The sequence below is a fragment of the Shinella zoogloeoides genome (assembly GCF_030733845.1).
Classification (GTDB): Bacteria; Pseudomonadota; Alphaproteobacteria; order Rhizobiales; family Rhizobiaceae; genus Shinella; species Shinella zoogloeoides_C.
This window is the reverse complement of record NZ_CP132311.1, coordinates 2,953,137-2,969,216: the sequence shown is the minus strand read 5'-3', so window position 1 is coordinate 2,969,216 and position 16,080 is coordinate 2,953,137. Positions and strand designations below refer to the sequence as shown.

General features: G+C 66.3%; 15 protein-coding genes. 4 read left to right on the top strand and 11 right to left on the bottom strand.

Going from position 1 to position 16,080, the window contains the following annotated elements:
• Nucleotides 1-24 precede the first annotated feature (24 nt).
• From Q9316_RS15600 to Q9316_RS15580, 5 genes are read right to left on the bottom strand one after another with little or no spacing between them, the layout of a single operon-like run.
• Nucleotides 25-1,530: an aldehyde dehydrogenase family protein gene (locus Q9316_RS15600; protein ID WP_306032493.1), complete on the bottom strand. Its 1,506-nt coding sequence runs from the start codon at nt 1,528-1,530 to the stop codon at nt 25-27.
• On the bottom strand, nt 1,530-2,309 hold the full coding sequence (locus Q9316_RS15595) for an enoyl-CoA hydratase/isomerase family protein (protein ID WP_306032492.1): 780 nt from the start codon (nt 2,307-2,309) through the stop codon (nt 1,530-1,532). The genes Q9316_RS15600 and Q9316_RS15595 overlap by 1 nt, the downstream gene beginning before the upstream one ends.
• Nucleotides 2,302-3,915, bottom strand: a complete 1,614-nt coding sequence (locus tag Q9316_RS15590; RefSeq protein WP_306032491.1) for an acyl CoA:acetate/3-ketoacid CoA transferase — start codon at nt 3,913-3,915, stop codon at nt 2,302-2,304. Before Q9316_RS15590 ends, Q9316_RS15595 begins: the two co-directional genes overlap by 8 nt.
• Nucleotides 3,916-3,919: 4 nt before the next feature.
• Nucleotides 3,920-4,921, bottom strand: a complete 1,002-nt coding sequence (locus Q9316_RS15585; RefSeq protein WP_306032490.1) for a Gfo/Idh/MocA family protein — start codon at nt 4,919-4,921, stop codon at nt 3,920-3,922.
• Nucleotides 4,918-5,958 (bottom strand): LacI family DNA-binding transcriptional regulator, encoded by a 1,041-nt coding sequence (locus tag Q9316_RS15580; protein ID WP_306032489.1) that lies wholly within the window; start codon nt 5,956-5,958, stop codon nt 4,918-4,920. The genes Q9316_RS15585 and Q9316_RS15580 overlap by 4 nt, the downstream gene beginning before the upstream one ends.
• A 246-nt stretch (nt 5,959-6,204) precedes the next feature.
• Between Q9316_RS15580 and Q9316_RS15575 the strand changes: the two genes are divergently transcribed.
• The 3 genes from Q9316_RS15575 (at nt 6,205) to Q9316_RS15565 (ending at nt 9,150) form a co-directional block, all read left to right on the top strand.
• The gene (locus tag Q9316_RS15575) at nt 6,205-7,377 is read left to right on the top strand and encodes a dihydrodipicolinate synthase family protein (RefSeq protein ID WP_306032488.1); all 1,173 of its coding nucleotides are present in this window, start codon (nt 6,205-6,207) and stop codon (nt 7,375-7,377) included.
• 82 nt (nt 7,378-7,459) lie between these two features.
• Nucleotides 7,460-8,155, top strand: a complete 696-nt coding sequence (gene ung / locus Q9316_RS15570) for a uracil-DNA glycosylase (RefSeq protein ID WP_306032487.1) — start codon at nt 7,460-7,462, stop codon at nt 8,153-8,155.
• Nucleotides 8,156-8,187: 32 nt separating this feature from the next.
• Nucleotides 8,188-9,150 (top strand): squalene cyclase, encoded by a 963-nt coding sequence (locus tag Q9316_RS15565; RefSeq protein WP_306032486.1) that lies wholly within the window; start codon nt 8,188-8,190, stop codon nt 9,148-9,150.
• A gap of 46 nt (nt 9,151-9,196) precedes the next feature.
• On the opposite strand, the gene Q9316_RS15560 is transcribed toward Q9316_RS15565, so the two are convergent.
• From Q9316_RS15560 to Q9316_RS15535, 6 genes are all read right to left on the bottom strand, one after another.
• Entirely contained in the window at nt 9,197-10,147 is a 951-nt protein-coding gene (locus Q9316_RS15560) for a nucleoside hydrolase (RefSeq protein ID WP_306032485.1), read from the bottom strand.
• A gap of 60 nt (nt 10,148-10,207) precedes the next feature.
• Nucleotides 10,208-11,443 (bottom strand): NAD(P)/FAD-dependent oxidoreductase, encoded by a 1,236-nt coding sequence (locus tag Q9316_RS15555; RefSeq protein WP_306032484.1) that lies wholly within the window; start codon nt 11,441-11,443, stop codon nt 10,208-10,210.
• 120 nt (nt 11,444-11,563) lie between these two features.
• Nucleotides 11,564-12,418 carry a metal ABC transporter permease gene (locus tag Q9316_RS15550; protein ID WP_306032483.1) on the bottom strand — a complete coding sequence of 285 codons (855 nt, stop codon included), beginning with the start codon at nt 12,416-12,418 and terminating at the stop codon, nt 11,564-11,566.
• Nucleotides 12,415-13,284, bottom strand: coding sequence for a metal ABC transporter permease (locus Q9316_RS15545; protein WP_306032482.1), 870 nt, complete (start codon nt 13,282-13,284; stop codon nt 12,415-12,417). The genes Q9316_RS15550 and Q9316_RS15545 overlap by 4 nt, the downstream gene beginning before the upstream one ends.
• Nucleotides 13,281-14,150 carry a manganese/iron ABC transporter ATP-binding protein gene (locus Q9316_RS15540; protein ID WP_306032481.1) on the bottom strand — a complete coding sequence of 290 codons (870 nt, stop codon included), beginning with the start codon at nt 14,148-14,150 and terminating at the stop codon, nt 13,281-13,283. The genes Q9316_RS15545 and Q9316_RS15540 overlap by 4 nt, the downstream gene beginning before the upstream one ends.
• Nucleotides 14,147-15,037: a metal ABC transporter substrate-binding protein gene (locus Q9316_RS15535; protein WP_306032480.1), complete on the bottom strand. Its 891-nt coding sequence runs from the start codon at nt 15,035-15,037 to the stop codon at nt 14,147-14,149. Before Q9316_RS15535 ends, Q9316_RS15540 begins: the two co-directional genes overlap by 4 nt.
• 213 nt (nt 15,038-15,250) lie before the next feature.
• Between Q9316_RS15535 and Q9316_RS15530 the strand changes: the two genes are divergently transcribed.
• Nucleotides 15,251-15,952, top strand: coding sequence for a hypothetical protein (locus Q9316_RS15530; protein WP_306032479.1), 702 nt, complete (start codon nt 15,251-15,253; stop codon nt 15,950-15,952).
• The last annotated feature ends 128 nt before the right edge of the window (nt 15,953-16,080 follow it).

The window sequence follows — 16,080 nt, the reverse complement described above, 5'->3', positions numbered from 1 at the left end:
CCATGGTTGTCGGGACGGTTCTCATCATCGCGGCATCCACCAGCCGGTGCGTGCGCCCATATGCATGTTGAGCGTCTTGGTCTCGGTATAATCCTCGACGGCATGGCGGCCCAGTTCGCGGCCGAGGCCGGACTGGCGGTAGCCGCCGAAGGGCAGTTCCGACGCACCGTCCATGAAGGTGTTCATCCAGACCGTGCCGGCGCGCACCTTGCGGCCGATGGTGAGGCACGTATCGAAGTCGCGGCTCCAGACGCCGGCCGAAAGACCGTAGTCGATGGCGTTGGCGATGCGGATCGCCTCTTCCGTCGTCTCGAAGGTCAGCACGGAGAGCACCGGCCCGAAGACCTCCTCGCGGGCGACGGGCATGTCCGGCGTCACGCCGGAAAGGATGGTCGGGGCCATGAACTGGCCGAGGCCGAGATCAAGCGCCGCTCCGCCGAGTGCGACCGAAGCGCCGGCCTTCGCCGCGCCATCCACATAGGCGCCGATCTTTTCCAAATGCTGCGGCGTGATGATCGCGCCGACCTGCGTCGTTGGATCGAGCGGATCGCCGACCTTCACCTTCCTGGCCAGTTCCGCGACGCGCGCCGTGACCTCGTCGGCGATGGACTTGTGCAGGATCAGCCGCGAGCCTGCATTGCAGCACTCGCCGGCATTGAAATAGGCGCCGAAGACGGCCGCGTCGATGAACTCGTCGAGATTGGCGTCGGGAAAGACGATCTGCGGGTTCTTGCCGCCGAGCTCCAGCGATACCTTCTTCAGGGTCTGCGCCGCATTGGCCATAGTGAGCCGGCCGACGCCGGTGGAGCCGGTGAAGGAGACCATGTCGACATCCGGATGCGTCGTCATCGGCGCGCCCACTTCCGGGCCGGTGCCGGTGACGATGTTGACGACGCCCGAGGGCACACCGGCCTCGATGAGGATTTCGCCAAGCACGAGCGTTGAGCCGGAGGTCAGTTCCGAGGGCTTGACGACCGTCGTGCAGCCGGCGGCGAGCGCGAAGGGCAGCTTCTGGCTGACGATCAGGAAGGGGAAGTTCCAGGGCGTGATGATCGAGACGACGCCGATCGCCTCGCGCAGCACGACACCGAGCGTGCCTTCGCCGAGCGTGTTGTAGCTTTCGCCGTGCAGGTCGCGGGCGAGCGCCGCCGCATAGCGCCAGATATCGGCCGCGCCGGCAAGTTCAGCCTTCGCCTGGCTGATGGGCTTGCCGCTCTCGATGCAGTCGAGGAAGGCGAGATCGTCGGCGCGCGCGGCGATGAGATCGGCGGCCTTGAGCAGGATGTTGGAGCGCTCGGCGCCCGTCATGTTCGGCCATGGGCCTTCATCGAAGGCTTTGCGGGCCGCCGCGATGGCGCGCTCGGCATCGGCCGTCGTGCCGGCAGGATAGCGGCTGACGACGATGCCGTGGCCGGGGGCGATGCGTTCGAGCGGGCTGCCTGCGCCGTCTGCCCAGACGCCGTCGATCAGCATGCGGAAATCGCGTGCCTTGAAGTTGTCGAGCGCCTTCGGTTTCACATGCGCGGTCATCACCATTCTCCCTTGAAGTCTGCGGGGCGTTTCCCGGTGAAGGCGGCGACGCCTTCCTTGAGGTCCCCGGTCTTGGCGACGAGGATGGAGCCGAGGGCTTCCACCGCCGCGCCGTTGTCTTCGCCGTTCGCGACTGAAATCATCAGCTTGGAAATCTCCGTTGCCGCCGGCCCGCGCGCGGCGATGCGCGCCGCATAGGCCTTGGCTGCGTCCACGGCCGTTCCGGTCTCCACGACCTGATCGACGATGCCGAGCGCCGCGGCTTGCTCGGCCGTCAGCACCTCGCCACCCAGCAGCATGCGCCGCACGGCTTGCGCGCCGAACCGCTTCACCAGCCGCTGCGTGCCGGACCAGCCGGGCACCATGCCGAGGCCGGCTTCCGGCAAGCCGATCTTCACCTGGGTTTCGGCGATGCGGATATCCGCGGCGGCGGCAAGCTCCAGCCCGCCGCCCAGCGCATGGCCGTTGACGGCGGCGACCAGCGGCATGCGCAGCGTCGCGAGACGCTCGAAGACGCGGTGGCCGAAGCGCACCCAGGCATGGCCGAATTCGTTCGCTTCCATGCCGGCCCAGGCGCGGATATCGCCCCCGGCCGAAAAGGCCTTGCCCTCGCCGGTGAGGATGGCGACGCGCACGGCGGTATTGGCCTCGACGTCGTCGCAGGCGGCCGACAATTCTTTCAGCATGTCGATGTCGAAGGCGTTCAGCTTTTCCGGCCGCGCGACTGTTATCATCGCGATGGCGCCGTCGATGGTGATGCGGATGCGCGGTTCAGCCATGGTTCGCTCCCGCGAGCCGGCGCTCTGCTTTTTCCGGCAGCGCCAGGCCGATCGGCGCATCGGCAAAGAGCGCCGCGTCCATCACCTTCAGGTCCGGCGAGACGATGAGGTCGAATTCCGACTGGTCGAGGATATGCGCCTGGAGATCGACGCCCGGCGCGATCTCGGTCAGCATGATGCCGTCGGGCGTCAGCTTCATCACGCAGCGCTCGGTGACATAGGTGATGTCCTGCCCCTGCGCCACGCCGCGCGGGCCGGAGAAGGTGACGTGCTCGACGGCGTTGACCAGCTTCTTCAGCTTGCCTTCCTTCTCGATGACGAGCCTGCCGTCCGCGACGGCGAGTTTGGCGCCGGCATTGAACATGCCGGAGAAGACAACCTTCTTCGCCCGCGCCGTGATGTCGACGAAGCCGCCGCAGCCGGCCGTCACATGCGGGCGGAAGGAGAGCTTCGAGACGTTGACGGAGCCGTCCCTGCCGATCTCCAGGAAGGACAGCAGCGAAGCATCGAAGCCCGCGCCCTGGAAATAGGTGAACTGGTAGGGCGAGGGCATGAAGGCATCGGCATTGGAGGCGCAGCCGAAGGCGAAGTCGAGCAGCGGCACGCCGCCGACCGCGCCCTGCTCGATCACCCAGGTGACGGCCCCGTGCAGGCCCTCTTCCATCAGGATGCGCGGCACGTTGGCGGAAATGCCGAAGCCGAGATTGACGGCGCTGCCGGCTTCCAGCTCCTGCGCGACGCGGCGGGCGATGACCTTCTGGATGTTGAATTCCGGCACGCGGAAGCTGTCGAGCGGGCGGAAGATCTCGCCCGAGATGGCGGGATCGTAGAGCGTCTGCGTCGTCTGCTTCTGGTCCGGATCGACCACGATATAGTCGACCAGCACGCCCGGCACGCGCACGTCATGCGGCTTCAGCGAGCCTTCCTTGGTGATGCGCTTGACCTGCGCGATGACGATGCCGCCATTGTTGCGGGCGGCGAGCGCCTGGTCGAGCCCGCCGAGCGTGGCTCCCTCGTGCTCGTAGGTGAGGTTGCCGCGCTCGTCCGCCGTCGTGGCGCGGATGATGGCGACTTGCGGGGCGATCGCCTTGAAATAGAGCCATTCCTCGCCGGCGAAGGTGATCTTCTCCACCACCGGCTTGCTGGCGGCGGCGGCATTCATCGCGCAGCCCTCGCGGGTGGGATCGACGAAGGTGTCGAGGCCAACCTTGGTGATGACGCCGGGGCGCTTGGCGGCGGCTTCGCGGTGCATGTCGAAGAGGATGCCGGAGGGGATATTGTAGGCGGGAATCTCGTTGCCGGTGATCATCTGCCAGATCAGCGGCGGTTCGGAGGAAGAGGGGCCGGACGGATAGGACCCGGCAAGCACCTTGGCGAGCAGCCCCTTCTTCGCGATGTAGTCGATGCCCTTGATGCCGCTCATGTCGCCGGCGGCGATGGGATGCAGCGTCGTGATGTTCCGCGGATGGCCGGTCTCCTCGAAGCGCTCGCCGATCGCTTTCAGCGTCAGGTCGGGGCAGCCGAGGCCGGAGGAGGAGGAGACCGAGACGACGGCGCCGTCTGGAATGAGGTCTGCCGCCTGGCGCGGGGTGATATGCTTGTTCATTGCTTCAGTATCCGGTTTCGATGCGGACGGTCCTGCCCGTGCGGGCGGCCTCGACGACGGCAAGGCCGGTCGCCAGCGACCAGACGCCGTCCTCGCCGGCGGCAGAGGGCTGCCCCTTGCCGGCGACGGCGGCGTGGAAGGCGGAAAGGGCGGTCTCGTAGAGATTTTTATGGTCGAGCGGCAGGGCGTGCTCACCGCTTGCATCGCGCAGCGTCACCGTGCCGGTGGCGCGCTGCGTCATCACGTTGCGGCCGATCAGCGAGCCCTCCGTGCCGTGCAGTTCGAGGCCTGTCTCGGCGAATTTCGTGGTGAAGCCGTCATGGAACTGGGCGATGACGCCGTTCCTGAAGCGCATCACGCCCATCACGGCATCCTCCAGCCCGGCCTTGCCCATGCCGCCGGCCTGCGAGAAGGCGATGGCCTCCACCGGGTCGTCGTCGAGGATGAAGCGCAGCGTATCGGCATCGTGCACGGTGATGTCGAGGATCACCCCGCCGCCGGCTTCCGGCTTGTCGAGCCGCCAGCCTTGCAGATGCGGCGGCAGGTAGACGGCGTGGAAGACGCGGGCGGCAAGCGGCGTGCCGATGCGTCCGGCCTTGATGGCCTCGCGCATCGCCCGGTGCGTCGCCGCATTGCGCAGGTGATGGTTGGTCGCCATGACGACGCCGGCATCCTTCGCGGCCTTCACCATGGCGCGGGCATCTTCGAGCGACATGGCAAGTGGCTTTTCGCACAGGATATGCTTGCCGGCTTTGGCGGCGGCGAGGGCCTGGTCGCGGTGCAGCTCGTTGGTGGTGGAGATGTAGACGGCGTCGACATCGGGATCGTTCACGAGGTCGTCGAGCGACGTCACCGCCTTCGTGATGCCCTGCTCGTCCGCATAGGCCTTGCCGCGCTCGGCGCTCGTGCTCATGACGGAAACGACCTCGCCGCCCGTCGCGCGGATCGCGCCGATCACCCATTCCTTGGCGATCGTGCTCGCCCCGATCAGTCCCCACCGCGTCATGCCGACTTCCTCTTCGTCTTCTGGCCGGCGCCGCAGCTCTGGCGCACGACGAGGCGCACGGAGCTGACGATCGCCTCGGGCTCCACCCGGCCCGTGTTGATCTGTTTCAGGAGCAGTTGCGCGGCGCGCCGGCCCATGCCCTGCGGATCGACGGAGACCGTTGTCAGCGCCGGCACGGCGGTTTCCGCCTCGATCACATCGTCGAAACCCACCACGGCGAAATCGCGGGCGGGCTCCTTGCCGGCGGCGCGCAGGCCGTCGCAGACGCCGAAGGCGGCCGCGTCGTTGAAGCAGAGGGCGGCGGTCGGCTGGTCGGGCAGCAGAAGCGCGCGCTCGATGGCCGCGACGCCGCCAGCGCGCGAGGCCGCCGAACCGATGACGAGCGTATCGGGCGCATCGAGGCCGGCTTCCGCCAGCGCGTCGCGCCAGCCCTCCACGCGCTCGGTGAAGACCGTGGTGTTGGGTATGCCGCCGAGGAAGGCGATGCGGCGATGGCCGAGCGAGATGAGATGACGCACCGCATCCTTTGCGCCGGCATAGTTGTCGGAAAACAGCGAGGAGACCTTTGCGCCGACCACGTTGCGCACCACGGCGACGACGGGGATGCCGCTGGCGGCGAGCGGCTTGAGGTCCGCCGCCTCCGTGCCGCGAGCCGGCGAGATGATGAGGCCGGAAATGCCGTGCTCGCGCATCGAGGCGATGACCTCGCGCTGGCGGTCGATGTTCTCGGCGGAATTCGACAGGAACTGCACGTAGCCGGCGGACTGCATGACCATGTCCATGCCGACCGCCAGCTCCGCGAAGAAGGAGTTGGTGAGGTCGTTGACGATGATGCCGATGATCCGCGAGGAGGCCGACTGGCGCAGGTTCGCCGCGCCGCGATTGTAGACATAGCCGAGCTCGCGGATAACGGCGTTCACCTTGGCGCGGGTCGCCTCGTTGACGAGCGGACTTGCCTGCAGGACGAGCGAGACGGTCGACTTCGACACGCCGGCGGCGCGCGCAATGTCGACGACTGTCACCCGGCTCTTGTTCACGTCCATTCCTCCCTGGGCGGGTGCTCCTGTCCCGCTTGTTGTCGGTAATTAATTGGATCGTTCCAAATTTGTCAAGCGGGATCGGCATATTTGTTGAAGCGGGTTTACCGGTCTCTAACACCGGCGGTTGGCGTATCAGCAGCCCTTTTGCGTCGTTGATCGCTCCCTTTGATGAAGCTTTCAAAATTCATCTTGAAATTTGGAACGATCTAAATTATTGCCTGACAAGACCTTCGGGAGGACTCCATGCCGATCAGCCTTTCCCTGCCGCGCGCCGATGGCGGCGTCGAAGCCTATTCGCTCGTGGGCACGCCCACGGAGCGCCCGGCCGCCGCGCCGGCCTTCAACCGCATCGCCTATGCCGCCGCCCATGTGGTGTCCGATCCGCGCCGCGACATGCGGCCGTGGGAGGCGCCGGCGGTCGACTGGGAAGCTACGCTGGCCTTCCGCCATCATCTCTGGTCGCTCGGCTTCCGCATCGCCGAGGCGATGGACACGGCGCAGCGCGGCATGGGGCTCGACTGGGCCGGCGCGCAGGAGCTGATCCGCCGCTCGCTCGCCGATGCGAGGACCGTGCCGGGCGCCGATCTTGCCTGCGGCGCGGGCACGGACCATCTCAACCCGGCCGACGCCCGCTCGCTGGACGACGTTATCAGGGCTTATGAGGAGCAGGTCGGTTTCGTGGAAAAGCACGGCGGCCGGGCGATCATGATGGCGAGCCGCGCGCTCGCCCACCTCGCGCAGTCGCCGGACGATTACCGCAAGGTCTACGGCCGCATCCTCGGCCAGGCGAAGGACAAGGTGGTGCTGCACTGGCTCGGCGACATGTTCGATCCGCAGTTGAGGGGTTATTGGGGTTCGGACAGTTTCGAGCCGGCCTTGGACGCCGTGCTGTCGATCATCGCGGAGAACCGCGACAAGGTCGAGGGCATCAAGATTTCCCTGCTCGACAATGCCTGTGAAGTGGCACTGCGCGACCGGCTGCCCGACGGCGTTCTCTGCTTCACCGGCGATGATTTCAACTACGCCGAACTGATCGAGGGCGACGGGCGCAAATACAGCCACGCCCTGCTCGGCATCTTCGATGCGGTGGCGCCGCAGGCTTCGAAGGCGCTGGCCTCGCTCGCATCGGGCGATGTCGCCACCTTCCGCGCCGTCATCGAGCCCACCGTGCCGCTGTCGCGAAAAATCTTCGAGGCGCCGACGCAATATTACAAGGCGGGCGTTGTCTTCCTCGCCTGGCTGAACGGCCATCAGGCTCATTTCACCATGCCGGCTGGCATGCAGTCCGCCCGCGGCGTCCTGCACTATGCCGATGTCTTCCGCCTCGCCGACCGGGCGAACGTGCTCGACAGGCCGGAACTTGCCGCTACGCGCATGAAAAACCTGATGGCAGTGCTCGGCGTCGCGCAAGATTAGCTGTGGATGACCGGTCCTCGCGCCGGTCCTCGCCGTCATCCGGCGCTAAACTCGCCAGCTCAAGACAGGATGGGAGCAGACGATGGCGGCAAGCGAGGTAAAGGTCGGCGAGAGCTGGAAGGCGCCGCTGGCGGCCGAATTCTCCAGCCCCTATATGGCCGAGCTGAAAGCCTTCCTGCTGGAGCAGAAGCAGGATGGCCGGCGCATCTTCCCGAAGGGCGCGGAATATTTCCGCGCGCTCGACCTGACGCCGCTCGACGAGGTGCGCGTCGTCATCCTCGGGCAGGATCCCTATCACGGGGAGGGGCAGGCGCATGGCCTGTGCTTTTCCGTGCAGCCCGGCGTGCGCATCCCGCCCTCACTGGTCAATATCTACAAGGAAATGCAGGAAGACCTTGGCATCCCGCCGGCCCGTCACGGCTTTCTGGAGCACTGGGCCAAGCAGGGCGTGCTGCTGCTCAACAGCGTGCTGACGGTGGAAATGGGCCGCGCCGCCTCGCATCAGGGCAAGGGCTGGGAGCGGTTCACCGATGCGGTCATCCGGGCCGTCAACGAGCAGGAAAAGCCCGTCGTCTTCATCCTCTGGGGCTCCTACGCGCAGAAGAAGGCCTCCTTCGTCGATCGCAACCGCCATCTCGTGCTGCGCTCGCCCCACCCGTCGCCGCTCTCGGCGCATAACGGTTTCTTCGGCACGCGGCCGTTCTCCAAGGCGAACGAATTCCTCGAAAAGCACGGACGCAAGCCGATCGACTGGCAATTGCCGGCAACGCCACAATAGAAATTGCCCGCCGGGGCTGGTAGGCTTTTCCCATGGCATCCTCCGGCTCCGTCATCGACTGGCTTCTGGATTCGGACCCGGCGATCCGCTGGCAGGTCATGCGCGATCTGCTCGATACGCCCGAGGCCGAATGGCAGGCTGAGCGTGCCAAGGTGGAAACCGAGGGCTGGGGCGCGGCGCTTCTGTCGCATCAGGATGCGGACGGCCAATGGGCCGGCGGCGCTTTCATGCCTGCCGGCTACACGCAGGAGAAGTGGCGCGAGCTGGGCCAGGCCTGGACGGCCACCTGCTTCTCGCTGCAGCAGCTTTGCGAATTCGGCCTCGATCCGGCCTCCCTGCAGGCCCGCGAGACGATCCGGCTCGTCGGCCAGCATTCACGCTGGGATCATGACGGCCAGCCCTTCTGGGATGGCGAGGTGGAGGAATGCATCAATGCCCGCACGGTGACGGCCGGCGTCTATTTCGGCGTCGACGTTTCGCCGATCGTCGCGCGGCTGCTTGGCGAGCGGCAGGCGGACGGCGGCTGGAACTGCGAGCGCTGCAACGGCTCCGATCGTTCCTCCTTCCACACGACGATCAATGTGCTCGAGGCGCTCCTCGCCTACGGGCGCGCAAAGGGGATAACGCCGGAAATCGCTGCCGCGCGGCGGGCGGGCGAAGAATATCTCCTCGAGCGCCGGCTTTTGCGCGGGCTGACGAGCGGCGCGGTGGTCGACGAGCGCTATCTCGCCTTTCTCTATCCGTACCGGTGGCGCTACGACGTCCTGCGCGGGCTCGATTATTTCCGGGCGGCCGGCGGCGTGCCCGATCAGCGCCTTGCGGAAGCCGTCGCGCACCTGCGCTCAAAACAGATGGCTGATGGCAGGTGGCGGCTCGACTGGTCCCTGAAGGGGCCGGTCTGGTTCGAGATGGAGACGGTGGGCGAACCGTCGCGCTGGATCACCTTGCGGGCGTTGCGCGTCCTGCGCTGGTGGAACGAAAACGCCGGCCGGTAAGGGCACCGGCCGGCGACAGGATTTTCACGGCTTTGGCGGAACGGCTTCAGCGCACCAGCGTCTCGTCCAGCAGCGCCATCACCTTCTGCGCATCGATGCCGATGCAGGCGTGCTGGCTCGGCAGGTCGTCCCAGTTGCCGGGCGGGAAGCTGCGGGCATCCGGTTTCTGGATCGTCTGGCCATCGGCGATGCCGCCGGCCACGACGCGGATCGCGCCGCTGCGGGTGGTGAAGAGTTCGGGCGCGACGAGATAGACGCAGGCGCAGCTGTCGTGCACCACCATGCCCTCGTCCTTCACATGCTGTCCGTAGAAGTCGATGTAGAACTGCGAGATGTCGGAGAGCAGCGTCAGGTGCCTGCCGTTCTCGGCGGTCAGTTCGGCGAGGCGCTTGCGCGTCATGACGGTCTTCATCGTCACGTCGAGGCCGACGACCACCACCTTCCACGGCGCGCCCATCACCACGTCGGCGGCCTCCGGGTCGCCATGGATGTTGGCCTCGGCGGCGGGGGTGATGTTGCCCGGCACGTCGAAGGCACCGCCCATGATGATGACCTGCTTGACGAGGCCGGCGATCGCGGGGTCCTCCTTCAGCGCATAGGCAAGGTTCGACATGCGGCCGACGGCGATCAGCGTCACCTCGCCGGGATTGGCCCGGACGGTCTCGATGATGAAGCGGTGCGCCGGGCGCGGATCGACCGGCAGGTCGATTACCTCGGGCACGTCGATATTGCCGAGCCCGTCATGGCCGTGGATCATCACCGGCCAGTCGATCGGGTTGCGCATCGGATTGTAGGTCTTGCCCTCGCCGCGCGCGACCGGCGCGGCAATGCCCCATTCGCGCTTCAGGAACAGCGCGTTGCGCGTCGTCGTCTCGATGGAGGCATTGCCGAAGACGGTGGTGATGCCGATCAGGTCGATCTCGGGATGATTGTGCAGGAACAGCAGCGCCATGGCGTCGTCGACGCCGGGATCCGTGTCAAAAATAACCTTGTGCATGGTTGGTCACTTTCTTTTTGTTTTTATAGGGCTTTTGTCGTCGTTCAGCAGATCGCGCGCTTACTGGAAGCGGGCGATGGAGAAGGGGGCGAGCGCGCTCTCGCCTTCGCCGGAAAGCAGCCGGGCGACGTGGCGGCCGGTCGTCGCCGACAGCGTCAGGCCGAGATGGCCGTGGCCGAAGGCAAAGGCGATGCGCGGGTCCTGCGGATGCAGGCTGATGACCGGCAGCGTGTCGGGCGTCGATGGGCGTCGGCCCATCCATTCCGTGCCGCCTTCTTCCTGAAGGTCGGGCACGTAGCGGCGCATCTTCCGGCGCATGGCGGCGGCGCGCTTGTAGTTGGCCGGCGCTTCCGGCGAGGCGAGCTCGACCGCGCCGCCGATGCGCAGGGCGTTTTCGAAGGGCGTCGCGACGAAGCCGTGCTCGGAGAAGAACACCGGCATTTCCAGCGTGGTCGAGGGGTTCATGAAGGTCGTGTTGTAGCCGCGCTCGGTCTCCAGCAGCACCTTCAGGCCGAGATCGGCGACGAAGCGGCGCGACCAGACGCCGGCCGTTATCGCCAGCCTGTCGAAGGTGAATTCCCGGCCGCCCTCCGTGCGCACGACCACGCCGTCCTGGGTCTGCCGCACCGAGGAGACGGTGGCGTCGAGCAGCGTCGCGCGCTCACGCAAGGCCGCCTGCAGCCGGCGCAGGAAGGTCAGCGGATATTCGAAGGTCTTGTAGCCGTCGTTGAAGGTGGCGCCGGCAAAGGCGCCTTGCAGCGCCGGCACGCGGCGGCGGGCTTCCTCGACATCCAGCTTCTCGGCATTGCAGCCGACCAGCCTGGCGTTTTCCGCTTCATGGGCGAATGCCTTGTCGCGCGCCGAAAGGCTGTCGAACACCGTCAGGGCGCCGGTGTCGCGGATATGGCCGGAAATGCCGGCGAAGGTGCCGAGGCGGATATGGTCGGCCTCGGCGGTCTTCATGAGATAGAGCATGGCCGCGCGGCTTTCCGCCGCCTTGCCGGCGCGGGCGGAGAGCAGGAATTTCAGGAGCCAGGGCGTCAGCGCCGGCAGGTCCTGCCAGCGCACGGTGAGGGGCCCGAGCGGATCTAGCAGCCATTTCGGCACGGAGAGCAGCATGTCCGGCCGGGCGAGCGGATCGATTTCCGGCACGGCGAGGATGCCGGCATTGCCGACCGAGGCCGGCAGGCCGCCGGCATCCCGTTCGAGGATGGTGACGCTGTGGCCCTGTTCCATGAGATTGAGCGCTGTGGCGCAGCCCATGAGGCCACCGCCGACGATACCGATATGCGCCATGCCGTCCCGTTGCCGCTCTGTTTTCGTTGCAGTCCGCCGCCCGCGAAGCACGGCCGGCCATTTGCGCCGGACGATAGACGGAAACCGGATGGCTGTCGACAGAGTGAAAGCCGCGCCGGATCAGGCCTCCCTGCGGGCATCGATCGCCGGCCTGCGGCTCGCCAGCACCTGGCGCAGGAAGGCGAACACGAAGACGATGGTCATCAGGAGCACGATGGTGGGCGCGGGCGCGCTGTCGAGCATGAAGCTCAGCCAGATGCCGAGGAAGGTGGCCCCGACGGCGACGGCGACGGCGACCATCAGCATGCTCGGGAAGCGCCGGGTGAGCAGGGCGGCGATGGCGCCCGGGGCCACCAGCATGGCGATGGCCAGGATGATGCCGACCGCCTTCAGGGCGCCGACCACGACGAGCGAAAGCACGGTGAGCAGGCCATAGTGCAGCAGCTTCACCGGCAGGCCGATGGCCGAGGCGTGCTGCCGGTCGAAGGCATGCACCAAAAGGTCCTTGCGGAAGAAGAGGATGAAGGCGGTCGACGCGCTGGCGATCGCCGCCGTTTCCACGAGATCGGAGACGGCGATGCCGAGCATGTCGCCGAACAGGATGTGGTCGAGGTGGATGTCCGGCTGGATCTTCACGTAGAGCACGAGGCCGAGGGCGAACATGCCGGAAAAGACGATGCCGAGGATCGTGTCCTCCTTCACCCGGCTGTTGTCCTTGAGATAGCCGGCGGCAAGCGCGCAGAACAGGCCGGCGACGAAGGCGCCCGCCGCGAAGGGCAGACCGACGACATAGGCGATGACGACGCCCGGCAGCACGGCGTGCGAGACCGCGTCGCCCATCAGCGACCAGCCCTTGAGCACGAGATAGCAGGACAGCAGCGCCATCGGCACCGCGATCATCAGTGTCACCAGGAAAGCGTTCTGCATGAAGGCGAGCTGGAAGGGCAGGAGGGCGAGTTCAAGCGTCTCGTTCATGGTTGGCGGCCTTCCGTGACGAGTGCCAGCCGGCTGCGGCGGCGGGCGGCGATGAGGCCGTGTTTCGGCGCGAAGAGGAAGGCGAGAAGGAAGATCGCCGTCTGCAGCACGACGATGATGCCGCCCGTCGCGCCGTCGAGGAAGTAGGAGGCATAGGCGCCGACGAGGCTGGTGCCGGCGCCGAGCGCGGCGGCGATGACGATGAGGCGCTGGAAACGGTCGGTGAGGAGGTAGGCGGTCGCGCCGGGCGTCACCACCATGGCGATGACGAGGAAGGCGCCCACCGTCTGCATGGCCGCGACCGTCGAGGCGCTGAGCAGCGTGAAGAACAGGATCTTCAGGCCGGTCGGGTTGAGGCCGATGGAACGCGCATGGCTCTCGTCGAAGAAGGTGACCATCAGGTCCTTCCACTTGACGAGCAGGATGAGAAGCGTGACGGCGCCGATGATGGCAAGCTGGAGCGTATCCTCGGGCGTGACGGCGAGGATATTGCCGAGCACGATGGTCTGGATGTTCACCGGCGTCGGCGACAGCGACACCATGAAGAGGCCGAGGCCGAAGAAGGAGGAGAAGATCATGCCGATGATCGCGTCTTCCTTGAGCTTCGTCTTGCGGTTGAGGAAGAGCATGGCGGCGGCGGCGAGCCCGCCGGACAGGAAGGCGCCGACGGCAAAGGGCAGGCCCAGCATGTAGGCGCCGGCGACACCCGGCACGATGGAGTGGGACAGCGCGTCGCCGATCAGCGACCAGCCCTTTAGCATGAGATAGGCGGAGAGGAAGCCGCAGATGCAGCCGACCAGCGCGCTCACCCACATGGCGTTGACCATGTAGCCGTAGGTGAAGGGTTCGAGAAGCGTTTCGATCACGGCGTCTTCTCCGGATCGCGCTCGCCATAGATGACGAAGGGGCGTTCGTCGTCGGTGATGACCTTGACGGTGCGCTTGTCCTCGTCGTCGTGCAGGTCGTGCCCGCCGAGGATGAAATGGCGCAGCACGCCGCCGAAGGCGCGCTCCAGATTGGCCTCGGTGAAGGTCTCCTTCGTCGGGCCGGAGGCGATCACCGTGCCCTTTACGAAGACGGTGCGGTCGCAGAAGTCGGGCACGCTGCCGAGATTGTGGGTGGAGACCAGCATGACGCGGCCTTCGTCGCGCAGCTTGCCGAGCAGCTCGATGATCTGTTCCTCGGTGTTGACGTCGACGCCGGTGAAGGGTTCGTCGAGAAGGATCACCTGGCCTTCCTGCGCCAGCGCCCGGGCGAGGAAGACGCGCTTTCGCTGCCCGCCGGAGAGTTCGCCGATCTGGCGCTTGCGGAAGGAGGCCATGTTGACGCGCGACAGCGCCTTGTCGACCATCTCATGGTCGTGTTTCGTGGGAATGCGCAGCCAGTTCATGTGGCCGTAGCGGCCCATCATCACCACGTCCTCGACGAGCACCGGAAAGGTCCAGTCGACTTCCTCGGCCTGCGGCACATAGGCGACGAGGTTCTTCCTCAGCGCCTCGCGCACGGAAAGGCCGAGGATCGTCACCGTGCCGGCGGCGACCGGCACGAAGCCCATGATCGCCTTGAAGAGCGTGGACTTGCCCGCCCCGTTGACGCCGACGAGCGCGGTGATCGTGCCCTTCGGCACGGAGAAGCTGGCATGGCTGAGCGCCGTGAGGCCGTTGCGATAGGTAACGGTCACGTCCTGCGCGACGATGCCTTCGACCTTCTTCGGCTTGCTGCCCATCATCATTGCGAAAGACCTTTCACGATGGTCTCGGAGGTCACGCGCAGGAGGTCGAGATAGGTCGGCACCGGGCCGTCCGCCTCACTCAGCGAGTCGACATAGAGCACCCCGCCATAGGCGGCGCCGGTTTCGGCGGCGACCTGCTTTGCCGGGTCGGCGGAGACAGTGCTCTCGCTGAAGACGACATGGATGTTGTGTTCGCGCACCGCGTCGATCACGGCCTTGACCTGCTTGGGCGTGCCCTGCTGGTCGGCATTGATCGGCCAGAGGAACAGTTCCTTCAGGCCGAAATCGCGGGCGAGGTAGCTGAAGGCGCCTTCGCTGGTGACGAGCCAGCGCTTTTCCTCCGGCAGCGCGCCGATCTTCGCCTTCATCTCTTCCCCGAGCGCCTTGATCTTCTCGCCATAGGCCTTGGCGTTGGCGTCGTAGGTCGCGGCATTGGCCGGGTCGAGCGCGCTAAGCGCCTTGCGGATGTTCTCGACATAGATCAGCGCATTTTCCGGCGACATCCAGGCATGCGGGTTCGGCTTGCCCTCGTAGGGACCTTCCACGATGCTCATCGGCTCGATGCCCTCGGAGACCGTGACCTCAGGCACCTCGCCGAGATTGGCGAGGAATTTCTGGAACCAGAGTTCGAGGTTGAGGCCGTTCCACAGCACGAGCTTGGCGTCCTGCGCCTTCAGGATGTCGCGCGGCGTCGGCTGGTAGTTGTGGATTTCCGCGCCCGGCTTGGTGATGGATTCGACGGTGGCGGCATCGCCCGCCACGTTCGCGGCAATGTCGGCGATGATCGTGAAGGTCGTCACCACCTTGGGCTTTTCCTGCGCGAGGGCGGGAGCGGCGATGAGGAGCGGCAGGCTTGCGAGAAGGGCATGGAAGGAACGTCGGAGCATCGGGTTTCCTGATCTGCTTTTGCGAATGAGTTGCAATAAACTATAGGGTCGTTTCTCCGTCTGTCAACGCAATTGCAAATCATTCGCAAAAACGTCCCGAAATCGGACGGCGCGGTTTAAAACTTCCGAAACGCCCGCCAGGTAGAGTGCGGCAAAGTTCGCGCGCTCTCGGCGCGTTCCCGTGTTCTGCGTTCAAAGAGAAGTTCGTCGCCCGTGAAGCTCCTTCCGACCTCGTTCCGCCTGTCCCGGAAGCTTCTGATCATCCTTGCCGGTGTCACCGTGCTGACGGGTGCCTCGGGAGCGGCGGCGATCTTCGTCGGGCGCGACGTGCTGCTCGGCCCCCCGGCGGAAGAGGTCTCCGGCGCCGCCTGCACCACGGTCACGACGGTCCGCCTCGACCGCAACGGCCAGCACTGGCTACGCAAATACGTCCGCTCGGAAGCCAAGGACGGCGAGGTGCGCATCAAGACCGCGCTGCGCGTCGCCGGCGCCGTTTCCAACGCTGAAGAGGCGGATCTCTACCAGGTGATCCTGCTCGATACCGCCGGTCCCGTGAACCGCGCCGACATGCGTGGCCGCGCCATCGGCGCGGAAGTGCTCTTCGCGCGCGATCCATCGGCCATTCCCGGCATGGCGGCGCCCTTCGTCGCCCGCTACACGGCCGGCACGCCGGCCCAGAACGGCGAATTCTACGGCGAGCGCAAGGAACTCTCGCTCGACGAGATCAAGACCATCGTGACGGCGATGAAGGAGCGGGAGGATTGCATCGATCCGAACGCCGAAGAGACCGAGACGGCAAAGGCCGGCCACGGCGAGGCGAAGGACGAGGGCGGCCACGCCGCCGAGACCAAGGCCGAGAGCGAGCATGCCAGCGCGCAAGATGGCTCCCACGAGGTCGCTGCCGCCGGGCACTGACGGCTTTTCCGTCGCTCCGGCGGCATATTTGCCGTTGTACAGCCCCACCCAACTTTGCTAGCAGAGGCACACGATCTCCACCCCGTACCGGCACGGCGTGCCGACCCTCTCCGCTGCGGCGAGGGTGA

What these genes read in the sequence shown, in the direction of transcription:
- Q9316_RS15595 (WP_306032492.1), bottom strand. Translation starts at nt 2,309, where the DNA reads ATGGCTGAACCGCGCATCCGCATCACCATCGACGGCGCCATCGCGATG.
- Q9316_RS15535 (WP_306032480.1), bottom strand. Translation starts at nt 15,037, where the DNA reads ATGCTCCGACGTTCCTTCCATGCCCTTCTCGCAAGCCTGCCGCTCCTC.
- Q9316_RS15560 (WP_306032485.1), bottom strand. Translation starts at nt 10,147, where the DNA reads ATGCACAAGGTTATTTTTGACACGGATCCCGGCGTCGACGACGCCATG.
- Q9316_RS15600 (WP_306032493.1), bottom strand. Translation starts at nt 1,530, where the DNA reads ATGACCGCGCATGTGAAACCGAAGGCGCTCGACAACTTCAAGGCACGC.
- Q9316_RS15555 (WP_306032484.1), bottom strand. Translation starts at nt 11,443, where the DNA reads ATGGCGCATATCGGTATCGTCGGCGGTGGCCTCATGGGCTGCGCCACA.
- Q9316_RS15540 (WP_306032481.1), bottom strand. Translation starts at nt 14,150, where the DNA reads ATGATGATGGGCAGCAAGCCGAAGAAGGTCGAAGGCATCGTCGCGCAG.
- ung (WP_306032487.1), top strand. Translation starts at nt 7,460, where the DNA reads ATGGCGGCAAGCGAGGTAAAGGTCGGCGAGAGCTGGAAGGCGCCGCTG.
- Q9316_RS15585 (WP_306032490.1), bottom strand. Translation starts at nt 4,921, where the DNA reads ATGACGCGGTGGGGACTGATCGGGGCGAGCACGATCGCCAAGGAATGG.
- Q9316_RS15575 (WP_306032488.1), top strand. Translation starts at nt 6,205, where the DNA reads ATGCCGATCAGCCTTTCCCTGCCGCGCGCCGATGGCGGCGTCGAAGCC.
- Q9316_RS15550 (WP_306032483.1), bottom strand. Translation starts at nt 12,418, where the DNA reads ATGAACGAGACGCTTGAACTCGCCCTCCTGCCCTTCCAGCTCGCCTTC.
- Q9316_RS15590 (WP_306032491.1), bottom strand. Translation starts at nt 3,915, where the DNA reads ATGAACAAGCATATCACCCCGCGCCAGGCGGCAGACCTCATTCCAGAC.
- Q9316_RS15565 (WP_306032486.1), top strand. Translation starts at nt 8,188, where the DNA reads ATGGCATCCTCCGGCTCCGTCATCGACTGGCTTCTGGATTCGGACCCG.